Consider the following 12,445-nt stretch of genomic DNA (forward strand, 5'->3'; position numbering starts at 1 on the left):
ACGAATTGCAGAGCGTGGGGGCATTACAAACTGCCTTTGGTGGAGGGAATCACACCCGCCGAGCGCGGATCGAGTTCGAGCGCAGCACGCACGGCGCGGGCGAAGGCCTTGAAAATCGTCTCGCACTGGTGGTGCGCGTTCACGCCCTTGAGGTTGTCGATGTGCAGCGTGCACAGCGCGTGGTTCACAAAGCCCTGGAAGAACTCATAAACCAGTTGGGTGTCGAGCGTACCCAGCGAACCGGAGGTGAAGTTCACGTCCATGTGCAAACCGGGGCGGCCCGAAAAATCCACCACCACGCGGCTGAGCGCTTCGTCCAGCGGCACGTAGGCGTGGCCATAACGGCGGATGCCTTTTTTGTCGCCAATGGCTTGGGCAAAGGCCTGTCCCAGGGTGATGCCAATGTCTTCCACCGTGTGGTGACCGTCGATGTGCAGGTCACCTTCGCACGCGATGTCCAGGTCGATCAAACCGTGGCGGGCGATCTGGTCCAGCATGTGGTCCAGAAAACCGATGCCCGAAGCCAGCTTGGCCTGGCCCGTTCCGTCGAGGTTGAGGGCGACGCGGATGTTCGTCTCGGCGGTTTGGCGCGTGACGGCAGCGGTGCGGTTCATAAGGTGACTTTCAAAGCGGCAAGGAGTTGGTCGTTTTCTGCGGCGGTGCCCACCGTCAGGCGCAAGCAGTTGGCGAGCAATGGGTGCATTTTAGAAATGTTCTTGATCAGCACACCGCGGACCTTCAGGCCGTCAAAGGTTTTGGCCGCATCGGGCACGCGGGCCAGAATCATGTTGGCCTCGCTCGGGAAGGGCGTCACGCCGGGCATGGCGGCCAGTTCTTTCAGCAAACGGGTGCGCTGCTCGCGCAGGTCTTTGGCTTGGGCCGCAAACACCTCGGTGTGCTCCAAGGCAAAAAGAGCGCACTCGCAGTTGAGAACGCTGATGTTGTAAGGCGGGCGCACTTTGTCGATCTCGGCGATGAGGGTCTTGGGGCCAATCATGTAACCCAGACGCACACCGGCCAGGCCAAATTTGGACAGCGTGCGCATGAGCAAAACATGCGAGTGACGCGTGATGCGGTCTGCATAGCTGCGGCTGGCAAAGGGCTGGTAGGCCTCGTCCATGACGACCAGGCCGCCTTGAGCGCCTTGGGCCAGCACGATCTTTTCGATCGTCTCGTCGTTCCACAGGTTGCCGGTGGGGTTGTTGGGGTAAGCCAGGTACACGATGGACGGCTTGTGCTCGGCAATGGCCGCCAACATGGCGGCTTCGTCGAGTTCAAAGTCGGCCGTGAGCGGCACACCGTGGAAGGCCAAGCCTTGCAACTGAGCGCTCATGGCATACATCACAAAGCCCGGCAAGGGCGAGAGAATCGAAGCGCCAGGCACATCGCAAGCCAGCGCCAGCAAGGAGATCAACTCGTCCGAGCCGTTGCCCAGCATGATGTCGAAGCCTTCGGGCATGCCAGCGTATTGGGCCAAGGCTTGGCGCAGCTCGTTCACACGGCCATCGGGGTAGCGGTTCAGTGCCAGCGCGCCCAGTCGCTCGCCCAAGGCCTTTTGCAGCTCTGCAGGCAAGCGGTGCGGGTTCTCCATCGCGTCGAGCTTGACCATGCCGACCGAATCCTGGATGGCATAAGCGTGCATGGACTGCACGTCCTGGCGGATTTTTTGCATGAGTTCAGGACGGACGTGGCTCATTTCGCATCTCGCATGGGGGGCACAGGTTTCAAACGCAATTCAGCAGCGCGGGCATGTGCTTGCAGGCCTTCGCCATAAGCCAGCTCAGCGGCGATGCGACCCAAAGTTTGCGCACCGGCTTCGCTCACCTCGATCAGGCTGCTGCGTTTTTGGAAGTCGTACACGCCCAAAGGCGATGAGAAGCGCGCCGTGCCGCTGGTGGGCAACACGTGGTTGGGACCAGCGCAATAGTCGCCCAGCGACTCGCTGGTGAACGCACCCAAAAAGATGGCACCTGCGTGGCGCAGCAAGGGCTCCCAACGGTGCGGCTCACTGCTTGACACCTCCAGGTGTTCGGGCGCGATGCGGTTGCTGATGGCGCAGGCTTCTTCCATGCTGCGCGTGAGGATCAGCGCACCCCGGTCGTTCAAGCTCTTGGCGATGATCTCGCTGCGGGGCATGGCGGGCAGCAGACGGTCAATGGCAGCCTGCACCTCGGCAATATAGGCCGCATCGGGGCACAGCAAAATGCTTTGCGCCAACTCGTCGTGCTCGGCCTGGCTGAAGAGGTCCATCGCCACCCATTCGGCAGGCGTGGTGCCATCGGCCAAAACCAAGATTTCTGAGGGGCCCGCGATCATGTCGATGCCCACGGTGCCGAACACGCGCTTTTTGGCGCTGGCCACATAGGCGTTGCCCGGGCCGGTGATCTTGTCCACCTTGGGAATGGTGGCGGTGCCGTAAGCCAGCGCGGCCACGGCCTGCGCACCACCCACCGTGAAGGCGCGGCTCACACCCGCCACACAAGCGGCAGCCAGCACCAACGGGTTGCGCACGCCCTGGGGCGTGGGCACCACCATGATGATCTCCTGCACCCCGGCCACATGGGCAGGAATGGCGTTCATCAACACCGAAGACGGGTAAGCCGCTTTGCCACCGGGCACGTAAATGCCCACCCGGTCAAGCGGCGTGACTTTTTGGCCCAGCAAGGTGCCGTCGTCGTCACGGTAGCTCCAGCTTTCGCCCGAGGCTTTCTTTTGCGCTTCGTGGTACTGGCGCACACGGGCGGCAGCGGCTTGCAGGGCTTCGCGTTGTAAGGCGGGCAAGCTGTCCAAAGCCGCCTTCAATTCGGTTTGGGTGATCTCCAATGCCTTCACATCGGCGGCTTGCAGGCCATCAAAGCGCTGGGTGTACGCCAGAACAGCCGCATCACCCCGTTGCTGCACATCCAGCAAGATGTCGGCCACCCGCTGCTCAATGGCGGCGTCGGTGTCGGCAGACCAATGCAGGCGCGCCGCGAAGGCCGCTTCGAACCCGGCATCCGCCGTGTTCAGTTGCAAAGGTGTGGCATGCAAAGACATCAGGTCCATGGGGTTCAGTCTTTCTTCACGGCGCCTGCAAAAGCGTCGATGATGGCGCGAATCGGCGCTTGCTTGAGCTTGAGCGCGGCCTGGTTCACCACCAAGCGTGAGCTGATGTCCATGATGCGTTCGACCTCGACCAGGTGGTTGGCCTTGAGCGTGTTGCCGGTAGACACCAGATCCACGATCGCATCGGCCAGGCCTGTCAGGGGCGCCAACTCCATGCTGCCGTAGAGCTTGATCAAGTCCACATGCACACCTTTGGTGGCAAAAAAGTCGCGGGCAATGGTGGTGTATTTGGTGGCCACTTTCAAGCGTGCGCCCGTACGCACGAGCGCTGCGTAGTCGTCATCGGCCCGCATCGCCACACTCATGCGGCATTTGGCAATGTTCAGGTCGAGTGGCTGGTACAGGCCTTGGCCGCCGTGTTCAATCAAAGTATCCAGGCCCGTCACGCCCAAGTCGGCGCCGCCATATTCCACATAGGTGGGCACATCGCTGGCGCGCACCAGCACCACGCGCACGTTGGGCTGGTTGGTGGGCAAGATCAGCTTGCGGGATTTCTCGGGATCTTCGAGCACCTCGATGCCCGCGGCTTGGAGCAGCGGCAAGGTTTCGTCAAAGATGCGTCCTTTGGACAGGGCCAGCGTGATCATTTCACTCTTTCGATATCGGCGCCCAGGCCGCGCAATTTCAGTTCCATGCGGTCGTAGCCGCGGTCCAAGTGGTAGATGCGGTCGACCATGGTTTCGCCCTCGGCCACCAAACCGGCAATCACCAAACTGGCCGAAGCCCGCAAGTCGGTGGCCATCACGGTGGCGCCTGACAGCTTGTCCACACCCTCGATCACCGCCACTTTGCCGTCGATCTGGATGTGCGCACCCAGCCGCACCAACTCATTGACGTGCATGAAGCGGTTTTCAAAAATGGTTTCGGTCACCTTGCTCGCCCCCTGCGCAATGCAGTTGAGGGCCATGAACTGCGCCTGCATGTCGGTCGGGAAGCCCGGGTATTCGGTGGTGCGAAAGCTCTGGGCTTTCAAGCGCCCATCGGCCTTGACGCGGATGAAGTCCTCGCCCGCCTCGATGGTGGCGCCAGCGTCGCGCAACTTTTCAATCACGACTTCGAGGTGGTCGGCGCGGCCGTGGCGCAGCACCACATCACCGCCCGTGGCGGCTACGGCGCACAAGAAGGTGCCCGCCTCGATGCGGTCGGCCACCACTTGGTGTTCGCAACCGTGCAAACGGTCCACACCCTGGATGCGGATACGGCGGGTGCCGTGGCCTTCGATTTTTGCGCCCATTTTGATGAGCATCTCGGCCAGGTCGGGAATTTCAGGCTCCTGAGCCGCGTTTTCCAACACCGTCTCGCCTTCGGCCAAGGCCGCGGCCATCATGAAGTTTTCAGTGCCCGTGACGGTGACCATGTCGGTGGTGATGTGCGCGCCCTTCAGGCGCGTGCGCCCAGCGGGCAAGCTGGCCAGCATGTAGCCATGGTCCACCGTGATGACGGCACCCATGGCCTGCAGGCCCTTGATGTGCTGGTCGACCGGCCGCGAGCCAATGGCACAACCGCCTGGAAGCGACACCTTGGCGTGGCCAAAGCGGGCCAGCAAAGGACCCAGCGCCAGCACAGAAGCACGCATGGTTTTCACCAACTCGTAGGGCGCCTCGGGGTTGCTCAAAGCACCCGCATCCAGCGTGACGCGGCCGTCGTCATGGTGTTCAGCCGTCACACCCATGTTGCGGATCAGCTTGAGCATGGTCGAGACGTCTTGCAGGCGCGGCACATTGGCCAGCGTGACGGGTTCGGCGCTGAGCAAAGCGGCGCACAACTCAGGCAGGGCAGCGTTTTTGGCGCCCGACACATCGAGCGTGCCTTGCAGGCGGTGGCCGCCGCGAATTTTCAGTTTGTCCATGGGTCAAATCGGTGCGTTGGGCCCGCAGGCCATCGGTTCATTTCGCTTGTGCGGCCCATTCAGCGGGCGTGTAAGTTTTCATCGACAAGGCATGCACCTCGTCGGTGTGCATTTTCTGGCCCAGCGTGGCGTACACCCGTTGGTGGCGGGCAATGGGGCGCATGCCAGCAAAGGCCTCGGACACGACCACGGCGCTCCAGTGGCGGCCATCGCCCTCCACCGCGAGGTGGGTGCATGAAAGGCCTGCGGCGATGATGGCTTGGAGTTGCTCAGCGTTCATGGGGTTTCAGCTTCGGATTTTGTAACCGATGCGCAAAAGGTGAAGGGTCAGTCCAGCGATGGCCGCCAAGGCGGTACCGACCACCGCCAAACTGATCCAAGGCGAGACATCGCTTTGGCCGAAAAAGCCATAGCGAAAGCCATCGATCATGTAGAAAAACGGGTTCAGGTGGCTCAGCTTTTGCCAAAACGGCGGCAGCGAATGGATGGAGTAAAACACGCCTGACAGGAACGTCATGGGCATGATGATGAAGTTCTGGAAAGCCGCCATCTGGTCGAACTTTTCTGCCCACAAACCGGCGATCACACCCAATGCGCCCATCATGGCGGCGCCCATGACGGCAAAGACCAAAATCCACAACGGGTTGACGAAAGTGATGTTGACCATCCAGCCGGTGATGACAAACACACCCAAGCCCACCGCCAAACCCCGCACCACCGACGAGCCCACATAGGCCACAAACCAGCTGCGGTGAGACAAGGGGGTGAGCAACAGAAACACCAAGCTACCCATGATCTTGCTCTGAACCAAACTCGACGAGCTGTTGGCAAACGCGTTTTGCAAAACGCCCATCATCATCAAGCCCGGCAGCAAAAACGAGGTGTAGGGCACCTTGTCATAGACCTGGACATGGTCTTCGAGCACATGACCAAAGATGAGCATGTACAGCACCGAAGTGAGCACGGGCGCGGCCACCGTCTGGAAAGCGACCTTCCAAAAACGCAGCACCTCTTTGTAGAGCAGTGTTTGCCAGCCCGTCATGCCAGAGCTCCCGAGCTGGTTTGTTTGCGGTTCATGACTTCGAGGAAGACATCTTCCAGGTCTGCTTGGCGGATCTCCACGTCTTCCGCGACCAAGCCGGCGGTGCGGATGGTGGCGAGGTGATTTTCGATCTCGACCGCATTGTGCACGGGCAGCTGGACGATGCGACCCGTGACGCGGGCGATGGCCGCTACGGCAGGTGGCAAGTCGCCGTCGAGCTTGAAACGCAAGACTTGGCTGGTGGCCGAGCGCAGCAAATCGGAGGTGCGCTCCAGCGCCAGCAATTGGCCGCGCTTGAGCATGGCGATGCGCCCGCACAGGGCCTCGGCTTCTTCCAAGTAATGGGTGGTGAGCAAGACGGTGTGGCCTTGCTTGTTGAGTTTGGCGATGAACTGCCACAAGGTCTGACGCAGCTCCACGTCAACACCGGCAGTGGGCTCGTCGAGCACGATGACACGCGGCATGTGAACGAGGGCTTGGGCCACCAGAACACGGCGCTTCATGCCGCCCGAGAGCTGACGCATGTTGGCGTTGGCTTTATCGGCCAAGCCCAGACTGTCCAACAGCTCATCGATCCAAGCGTCGTTGTGCTTGACATCGAAATAGCCCGATTGAATGCGCAGGGATTCACGCACTGTGAAAAAAGGGTCAAACACCAACTCCTGCGGCACCACACCCAAAAGGCGGCGTGCGGCGGCGTAATCGGTTTGGACATCATGACCATGCACCAGCACACGCCCTGTGGTGGGGCGACTCAAACCCGCCAAGGTGCTGATCAAGGTGGTTTTGCCTGCGCCATTGGGACCCAGAAGACCAAAAAACTCGCCCTCTTGCACATCAAAGCTGACTTGGTCAAGCGCTTTGAATGCAGCTGTACCTGCCTGACGTGCAGGATAGGTTTTAGAGACGGATTGGAAAGAGAGCGCGGACATGGGAGAGCTCTATTTTAAGTGCTGACCCACACAGCCCTGAGCCGGGCACAGGGATAAGGCCAAAAAGACCTGAAAACCCCTCATTCAAGCAGGCTCAAGCAGTTCAATCACCCCGTACAAGCCAGCCAATTCACGCAAGCGCGGCGACATGCCTGTCACGTGCAAAACGCTGCCTCGATGCACCAACTCTCGCCGCAATCCCAGCAAAACGGCCAAAACCGAAGAATCAAATTCGGTCAATGCCGCAGCATCGAGACCCACTGAGGCGGGCAAATTCACCGGCAGTTGCGCCACCCACAGCGCCAGGCAAGCATTGGCCTGGTCGTGCAGCAAACGGGGGGGCAACTTCAAAGCGGTCATGTTCACGCCATTCAACCGGACTTGGCGTTGGATTTGTTGCGCAGCACCAAACTGGCGATCAGGGCATCGATGCCCCCGGCATTGATTTCTTTGGTGAATTGAGTTCGGTAGTTCTCAATCAACCAGACACCCAGCACATTCAAGTCAAAGATCATCCAGCCTGAGCCTTCACCAGGGGTCTTTTCCAAGCGGTAGTCCAGCTGAATCGGATCACCCTTGCCACGCACTTCGGTGTTGACCACCAGATTTTTGTCTTCTTGGCCAGCACGCAAGGGTTTGACCACCACCACTTGGTCAGTGATTTGGCTCAGCGCGCCCGAATAGGTGCGCACGAGCAAAATCTTGAACTCATCTTGCAAACGTTTTTGCTGTTCCGGCGTGGCTTTGCGCCAAGCAGGGCCGGTGGCCAAAGAAGTCATGCGCCGAAAATTCACATGGGGCATCAACTTGGCATCCACCAACTGGACGAGTTTGCCGATGTCTCCGCCGCGCAGCGATTTGTCCGCCTTGATGAGGTCCAAGGTGTCGTTGGTGATGCGTTTGACGAAGGCGTCTGGTGCCTCGTCGGCTGCCCATGCAGGCATGCAGGCAGAGGTCAACACCAAAGCGGCGGCCCACAAACCGTTCCGGCGAGTCAAGGACATCAGGTTAGAAATTTTCATGCCATCACTATAAGGTCAAGCCGCCGGCATCTTGTGAACAACTGTAACGTTCAGCAGGCCTGGCTTGGTGCCATCCATTAAGGGATATCTGACTCTGAATAGTCAAAGCGTGCGGGGGGATTGCCGTCGTGCACATCATTTTCCCGCTTTTGCAAATAGGCGTCGCGCACGAAGGAATAAGGGTCCAGGGCCGCTGCCTTCATGAGATCCAAGGACTCCAAGAAACCTGAACGCACATCCAATACGCGTGTGGCCGTCAACACCTGGCGGGTGGTCGGGTCCTTGAACTGCTGAGTCACATCACCCTGCATGTCCAGGGGCGTGGCCAAAGCGTCGCGCAAGGTGGCAGGCCCCAACACGGGCAGCACCACATAAGGGCCTGGCTTGGCACCCCAATAACCCAGCGTTTGCCCAAAGTCTTCTTTGCGCTTTTGAAGCCCCATCTCTGAAGCCACATCCAGCACGCCGCCCAAACCGAAAACGGTGTTGACTGAGATGCGCATGAGCGTGTCTGCCGATGCCTGCACTTTCAGCTGCAATGCGGTATTGGCCAAAGTCCAAACGTCGCCCAAATTGCCTAAAAAATTGTGGATCCCCACGCGCACCGGGCTCGGCAAGACCGCGCTGTAGACTTTGGCTGCCGGTTTGATGGCCATGTTGTCCAGGGCTTCGTTGAAGTTGTACACACTCCGGTTCATGGGCTCCCAAGGGTCGCGCACATCGGCGTTCTTAACGGATGCACAAGCCTGCAAAAGGAAAATGAGGCCGAGCACCCACATTTTCCCGAGTTGTGGGGTCAAGGTGTTCATGGTTGGGTCCTTTCGGCCGCAGGTTTTTCAGCCTGGTTGTAGAGGAATTGGCTGATGAGATTTTCCAGGATCACCGCCGATTGGGTTGAACCAATTTTGTCGCCCGCTGCCAGATTTTTCTCATCAGCCCCTGGTGACATGTCCAAGTATTGTTCTCCCAACAGCCCACTGGTCAAAATTTTGAGCGAACTGTCTTGCGGAAAGGCCAAACCGGTTTGCAGGGCCAAGGTCACTTTGGCTTGAAAAGACTCGCCGTCAAACTCGATTTTTTTAACGCGCCCGACCACCACGCCAGCGCTCTTGACTGCAGCCCCAGGTTTGAGTCCGCCGATGTTGTCAAATTTGGCGCTCACCTCATAGTCATGGCTCAAGCTCCAAGTCAACAAATTGGCCGCCTTGAGCGCCAGGAACAACACCGCAACCGCCCCCAGCATCACAAACAAACCGACCCACACGTCATTTTTTGAACCTTGCATGCCGTCCTCCTCAAACACTGAACATCATTGCGGTGAGGATGAAGTCCAACCCCAACACAGACAAAGAAGAAACCACCACACTGCGCGTGGTGGCATTGGCCACACCTTCAGGCGTGGGCTTGGCCACATAGCCTTGGAGCAAAGCGATGAAGGTCACGGCCACTCCGAACACCACACTTTTGATGATGCCGTTGCCCACGTCCTTGAACACATCGACACCGCCCTGCATCTGGCTCCAAAAGGAGCCCGAGTCCACGCCGATCAGCAGCACCCCGACCACGTAGCCGCCCAATATACCGACTGCACTGAAGACGGCAGCCAGCAAGGGCAAAGCGATGATGCCGCCCCAAAAGCGAGGCGCCAAAATACGTTGGACCGGGTCCACCGCCATCATCTCCAGGGCCGTGAGTTGCTCACCAGCGCGCATCAAGCCAATCTCAGCCGTGAGTGAGGCCCCTGCCCGCCCGGCATACAGCAATGCCGCCACCACCGGACCCAATTCACGAACCAACGTGAGGGCCACCAGCAGACCCAAGGCTTCGGCCGATCCGTAGCGCTGCAAGGTGTAGTAGCCCTGCAGGCCCAGCACAAAACCCACAAACAAGCCGGAGACCAGGATGATGGCCAGTGAATAATTGCCCAAAAAATGGATTTGGTCACGCACCAGGCCAAATCGTTTGAGCACCGCCCCCGACATGCCCAGCAACTTGAAAAACAGGCGGGCAGCAAAACCCCAATCGGCCAACATCTGGCGTGTGGACGCGCCCAAAATGGCCAACCATCGGATGATCATGCAGACCTCCGATCGTAATCACGCGCAGCCGGGTGTGCAGGGTAATGGAATGGCACGGGGCCATCGCTCAATGCATGGACAAATTGGTAAATCAAGGGGTCGGTGCTGGCACGCAGCTCAGCCGGTGTACCCTGCGCCGCCACACCTCCGTGCGCCAAAATGACCACATGGTCCGCGATCTCAAAGGTCTCGGTCACATCGTGCGACACCACCACGCTGGTGATGCCCAGGCTGTCGTTCAGGCGGCGAATCAGCCGTGCCGCTGTACCCAGCGAAATCGGATCGAGACCGGCAAAGGGCTCGTCGTACATGATCAACTCGGGGTCCAGGGCAATGGCGCGGGCCAAGGCCACGCGTCGGCTCATGCCGCCTGAAATCTCTGACGGTTTCAGGTCCCGCGCACCACGCAGACCAACCGCATCGAGTTTCATCAGCACAATGTCGCGGATCAGGTCTTCCGATAAATGGGTGTGCTCCCGCAAGGGGAAGGCCACGTTGTCGAACACGCTCATGTCCGTGAACAAGGCACCGAACTGGAACAGCATGCCCATGCGACGTCGCGCGGCATACAACTCGGCCTGTCGCATGGGGGTGATGTCCTCGCCGTCGAACAACAGCGCTCCTTGGCTGGCGCGAATTTGCCCACCGATGAGCCGCAGCACCGTGGTTTTGCCCCCCCCCGAAACACCCATCAGGGCCGTGACTTGTCCACGCGGCACATTGAAGCTCAAGTCCTTCAAGATGACACGGTCGCCATACCCGAAACTCAGGTTACGCAATTGAACAAGGGGCGGTGGTGTGTTGGTGCTCATGAAAAAACAAAAGCCGGTCAGTCCGGCTCTTGTGGTGCGAGAGGTTGCGGATGGGTGGATGCCCCACCCAACGTTCTAGGGATTTTACCTAGAACAAATGTTCCTCAACGCGGCAGGTCGCTCGCCCCCATCAAAAACTCGTCCACCGCACGTGCGGCTTGACGTCCCTCGCGAATCGCCCAGACCACAAGCGATTGTCCACGGCGCATGTCGCCAGCAGCAAACACTTTGGGCACGTTGGTGGCATAGCCCCCTGTGAAGTCGGTGCTGGCCTTGGCATTGCCGCGGGCATCTTTGTCAATGCCAAAGGCATCGAGCACGGTGGCGACGGGGTTGGTGAAACCCATGGCCAAGAGAACCAAGTCCGCTTTGTGCTGTTTTTCGGTGCCTGGCACTTCGACCATCTTGCCGTCTTTGAATTCGACTTGAACGGTGGTCAAACCCGTGACCTTGCCCTTTTCACCGGTGAAGGCTTTGGTGGAAATGGCGAACTCGCGCTGCAACAAGCCTTTTTCGGCGCTCTCATCATGGCTCGAGCTGGTGCGCAGCTTCATGGGCCAATAGGGCCAAACAAGGGCCTTGTTTTCTTTTTCGGGCGGCTCAGGCATCACCTCAAACTGGGTGACGCTCACAGCGCCGTGGCGGGTGCTGGTGCCCACACAGTCGCTGCCGGTGTCGCCCCCACCGATCACGATGACGTTTTTGCCATCGGCACGCAGCTGGCCTTTGAGCTTGTCGCCCGCATTGACCTTGTTTTGCTGGGGCAGGAACTCCATCGCAAAGTGGATGCCGTCCAAATCGCGGCCAGGCACAGGCAGATCGCGTGACTGCTCAGAACCACCCGTCAACAACACAGCGTCAAAGTCTTTCTTGAGCTGCTCGGCGCTGATGGTTTCCTTGGCCCAGTTGGTGACCTTGGAATCCTTGGGCCACTCGCCCACCAACACGCTGGTACGGATCTTCACGCCTTCGGCTTCGAGCTGCTGGACGCGCCGATCGATGTGCGTCTTTTCCATCTTGAAGTCGGGGATGCCGTAGCGCAGCAACCCACCCACACGGTCGTTCTTCTCGAACAAGGTCACGTCGTGACCCGCGCGCGCCAGCTGCTGTGCAGCGGCCAGGCCTGCAGGGCCTGCGCCGATCACGGCCACGGTCTTGCCAGTCTTGACCTTGGCAGGACGGGGCGTGACCCAGCCTTCGGCCCAAGCGCGGTCGATGATGGCGTGCTCAATGGACTTGATGCCCACGGCGTCGTCGTTGAAGTTGACCACGCAGGCCGCTTCGCAAGGTGCGGGGCAGATGCGGCCGGTGAACTCGGGGAAGTTGTTGGTGCTGTGCAGCACCTCGATCGCGTTCTTCCAGTCGCCCTGGTACACCAGGTCGTTGAAGTCCGGGATGATGTTGTTGACCGGGCAGCCATTGTTGCAAAACGGTGTGCCGCAATCCATGCAGCGTGCGGCCTGGGTTTTGGACTGCTCGGGCGTCAAGCCGATCACGAACTCGCCGTAGTTCTTCAGGCGCTCGGTGACGGGCTTGTAGCCCTCTTCGATGCGCTCAAATTCCATGAAACCTGTGATTTTTCCCATGATGTTTCCTTAGCTTCTT

General features: G+C 59.5%; 15 protein-coding genes. All 15 read right to left on the reverse strand.

The genetic code is table 11. The features are described 5' to 3' along the window. Positions 1-23: 23 nt before the first annotated feature. The 15 genes from hisB to ACHEXK_RS12360 all read right to left on the reverse strand — a co-directional run bounded on the left by hisB (position 24) and on the right by ACHEXK_RS12360 (position 12,426). A complete protein-coding gene (gene hisB, locus ACHEXK_RS12290; protein WP_416546568.1) occupies positions 24-614 on the reverse strand; it encodes an imidazoleglycerol-phosphate dehydratase HisB in 591 nt (196 codons plus the stop codon). Next, complete coding sequence (gene hisC, locus ACHEXK_RS12295; protein ID WP_416546570.1) at positions 611-1,696, reverse strand: histidinol-phosphate transaminase; 1,086 nt, start codon at positions 1,694-1,696, stop codon at positions 611-613. Before hisC ends, hisB begins: the two co-directional genes overlap by 4 nt. Continuing rightward, complete coding sequence (gene hisD, locus ACHEXK_RS12300) at positions 1,693-3,036, reverse strand: histidinol dehydrogenase (protein ID WP_416548941.1); 1,344 nt, start codon at positions 3,034-3,036, stop codon at positions 1,693-1,695. The genes hisC and hisD overlap by 4 nt, the downstream gene beginning before the upstream one ends. Positions 3,037-3,050: 14 nt before the next feature. Continuing rightward, positions 3,051-3,692: an ATP phosphoribosyltransferase gene (gene hisG / locus ACHEXK_RS12305; RefSeq protein ID WP_416546572.1), complete on the reverse strand. Its 642-nt coding sequence runs from the start codon at positions 3,690-3,692 to the stop codon at positions 3,051-3,053. Further along, positions 3,689-4,954: a UDP-N-acetylglucosamine 1-carboxyvinyltransferase gene (gene murA, locus ACHEXK_RS12310; RefSeq protein WP_416546574.1), complete on the reverse strand. Its 1,266-nt coding sequence runs from the start codon at positions 4,952-4,954 to the stop codon at positions 3,689-3,691. The genes hisG and murA overlap by 4 nt, the downstream gene beginning before the upstream one ends. 37 nt (positions 4,955-4,991) lie before the next feature. Continuing rightward, positions 4,992-5,234 carry a BolA family protein gene (locus ACHEXK_RS12315; RefSeq protein ID WP_416546576.1) on the reverse strand — a complete coding sequence of 81 codons (243 nt, stop codon included), beginning with the start codon at positions 5,232-5,234 and terminating at the stop codon, positions 4,992-4,994. Positions 5,235-5,240: 6 nt separating this feature from the next. Then, positions 5,241-5,996 carry an ABC transporter permease gene (locus ACHEXK_RS12320; RefSeq protein WP_416546578.1) on the reverse strand — a complete coding sequence of 252 codons (756 nt, stop codon included), beginning with the start codon at positions 5,994-5,996 and terminating at the stop codon, positions 5,241-5,243. Next, positions 5,993-6,928: an ABC transporter ATP-binding protein gene (locus tag ACHEXK_RS12325; protein ID WP_416546580.1), complete on the reverse strand. Its 936-nt coding sequence runs from the start codon at positions 6,926-6,928 to the stop codon at positions 5,993-5,995. The genes ACHEXK_RS12320 and ACHEXK_RS12325 overlap by 4 nt, the downstream gene beginning before the upstream one ends. 84 nt (positions 6,929-7,012) lie before the next feature. Then, positions 7,013-7,288, reverse strand: a complete 276-nt coding sequence (locus tag ACHEXK_RS12330; RefSeq protein WP_416546582.1) for an STAS domain-containing protein — start codon at positions 7,286-7,288, stop codon at positions 7,013-7,015. Positions 7,289-7,299: 11 nt separating this feature from the next. After that, positions 7,300-7,950 carry an MlaC/ttg2D family ABC transporter substrate-binding protein gene (locus ACHEXK_RS12335; RefSeq protein WP_416546584.1) on the reverse strand — a complete coding sequence of 217 codons (651 nt, stop codon included), beginning with the start codon at positions 7,948-7,950 and terminating at the stop codon, positions 7,300-7,302. A 77-nt stretch (positions 7,951-8,027) separates the two neighbouring features. Continuing rightward, a complete protein-coding gene (locus tag ACHEXK_RS12340) occupies positions 8,028-8,759 on the reverse strand; it encodes a VacJ family lipoprotein (RefSeq protein ID WP_416546586.1) in 732 nt (243 codons plus the stop codon). Continuing rightward, positions 8,756-9,235 carry an outer membrane lipid asymmetry maintenance protein MlaD gene (mlaD, locus tag ACHEXK_RS12345; RefSeq protein WP_416546588.1) on the reverse strand — a complete coding sequence of 160 codons (480 nt, stop codon included), beginning with the start codon at positions 9,233-9,235 and terminating at the stop codon, positions 8,756-8,758. Before mlaD ends, ACHEXK_RS12340 begins: the two co-directional genes overlap by 4 nt. Before the next feature lie 10 nt (positions 9,236-9,245). Continuing rightward, complete coding sequence (mlaE, locus tag ACHEXK_RS12350) at positions 9,246-10,028, reverse strand: lipid asymmetry maintenance ABC transporter permease subunit MlaE (protein ID WP_416546590.1); 783 nt, start codon at positions 10,026-10,028, stop codon at positions 9,246-9,248. Then, positions 10,025-10,840: an ABC transporter ATP-binding protein gene (locus ACHEXK_RS12355; RefSeq protein ID WP_416546592.1), complete on the reverse strand. Its 816-nt coding sequence runs from the start codon at positions 10,838-10,840 to the stop codon at positions 10,025-10,027. The genes mlaE and ACHEXK_RS12355 overlap by 4 nt, the downstream gene beginning before the upstream one ends. 104 nt (positions 10,841-10,944) lie before the next feature. After that, a complete protein-coding gene (locus ACHEXK_RS12360) occupies positions 10,945-12,426 on the reverse strand; it encodes a glutamate synthase subunit beta (protein WP_416546594.1) in 1,482 nt (493 codons plus the stop codon). Between the last annotated feature and the right edge of the window lie 19 nt (positions 12,427-12,445).

This window comes from Limnohabitans sp. DCL3 (assembly GCF_048019295.1).
In the GTDB taxonomy this organism is placed as follows: domain Bacteria; phylum Pseudomonadota; class Gammaproteobacteria; order Burkholderiales; family Burkholderiaceae_C; genus Limnohabitans_A.

What these genes read in the sequence shown, in the direction of transcription:
- ACHEXK_RS12355 (WP_416546592.1), bottom strand. Translation starts at nt 10,840, where the DNA reads ATGAGCACCAACACACCACCGCCCCTTGTTCAATTGCGTAACCTGAGT.
- ACHEXK_RS12340 (WP_416546586.1), bottom strand. Translation starts at nt 8,759, where the DNA reads ATGAACACCTTGACCCCACAACTCGGGAAAATGTGGGTGCTCGGCCTC.
- hisD (WP_416548941.1), bottom strand. Translation starts at nt 3,036, where the DNA reads ATGTCTTTGCATGCCACACCTTTGCAACTGAACACGGCGGATGCCGGG.
- hisG (WP_416546572.1), bottom strand. Translation starts at nt 3,692, where the DNA reads ATGATCACGCTGGCCCTGTCCAAAGGACGCATCTTTGACGAAACCTTG.
- mlaD (WP_416546588.1), bottom strand. Translation starts at nt 9,235, where the DNA reads ATGCAAGGTTCAAAAAATGACGTGTGGGTCGGTTTGTTTGTGATGCTG.
- hisC (WP_416546570.1), bottom strand. Translation starts at nt 1,696, where the DNA reads ATGAGCCACGTCCGTCCTGAACTCATGCAAAAAATCCGCCAGGACGTG.
- ACHEXK_RS12330 (WP_416546582.1), bottom strand. Translation starts at nt 7,288, where the DNA reads ATGACCGCTTTGAAGTTGCCCCCCCGTTTGCTGCACGACCAGGCCAAT.
- ACHEXK_RS12335 (WP_416546584.1), bottom strand. Translation starts at nt 7,950, where the DNA reads ATGAAAATTTCTAACCTGATGTCCTTGACTCGCCGGAACGGTTTGTGG.
- murA (WP_416546574.1), bottom strand. Translation starts at nt 4,954, where the DNA reads ATGGACAAACTGAAAATTCGCGGCGGCCACCGCCTGCAAGGCACGCTC.
- ACHEXK_RS12320 (WP_416546578.1), bottom strand. Translation starts at nt 5,996, where the DNA reads ATGACGGGCTGGCAAACACTGCTCTACAAAGAGGTGCTGCGTTTTTGG.
- mlaE (WP_416546590.1), bottom strand. Translation starts at nt 10,028, where the DNA reads ATGATCATCCGATGGTTGGCCATTTTGGGCGCGTCCACACGCCAGATG.
- hisB (WP_416546568.1), bottom strand. Translation starts at nt 614, where the DNA reads ATGAACCGCACCGCTGCCGTCACGCGCCAAACCGCCGAGACGAACATC.
- ACHEXK_RS12325 (WP_416546580.1), bottom strand. Translation starts at nt 6,928, where the DNA reads ATGTCCGCGCTCTCTTTCCAATCCGTCTCTAAAACCTATCCTGCACGT.
- ACHEXK_RS12360 (WP_416546594.1), bottom strand. Translation starts at nt 12,426, where the DNA reads ATGGGAAAAATCACAGGTTTCATGGAATTTGAGCGCATCGAAGAGGGC.
- ACHEXK_RS12315 (WP_416546576.1), bottom strand. Translation starts at nt 5,234, where the DNA reads ATGAACGCTGAGCAACTCCAAGCCATCATCGCCGCAGGCCTTTCATGC.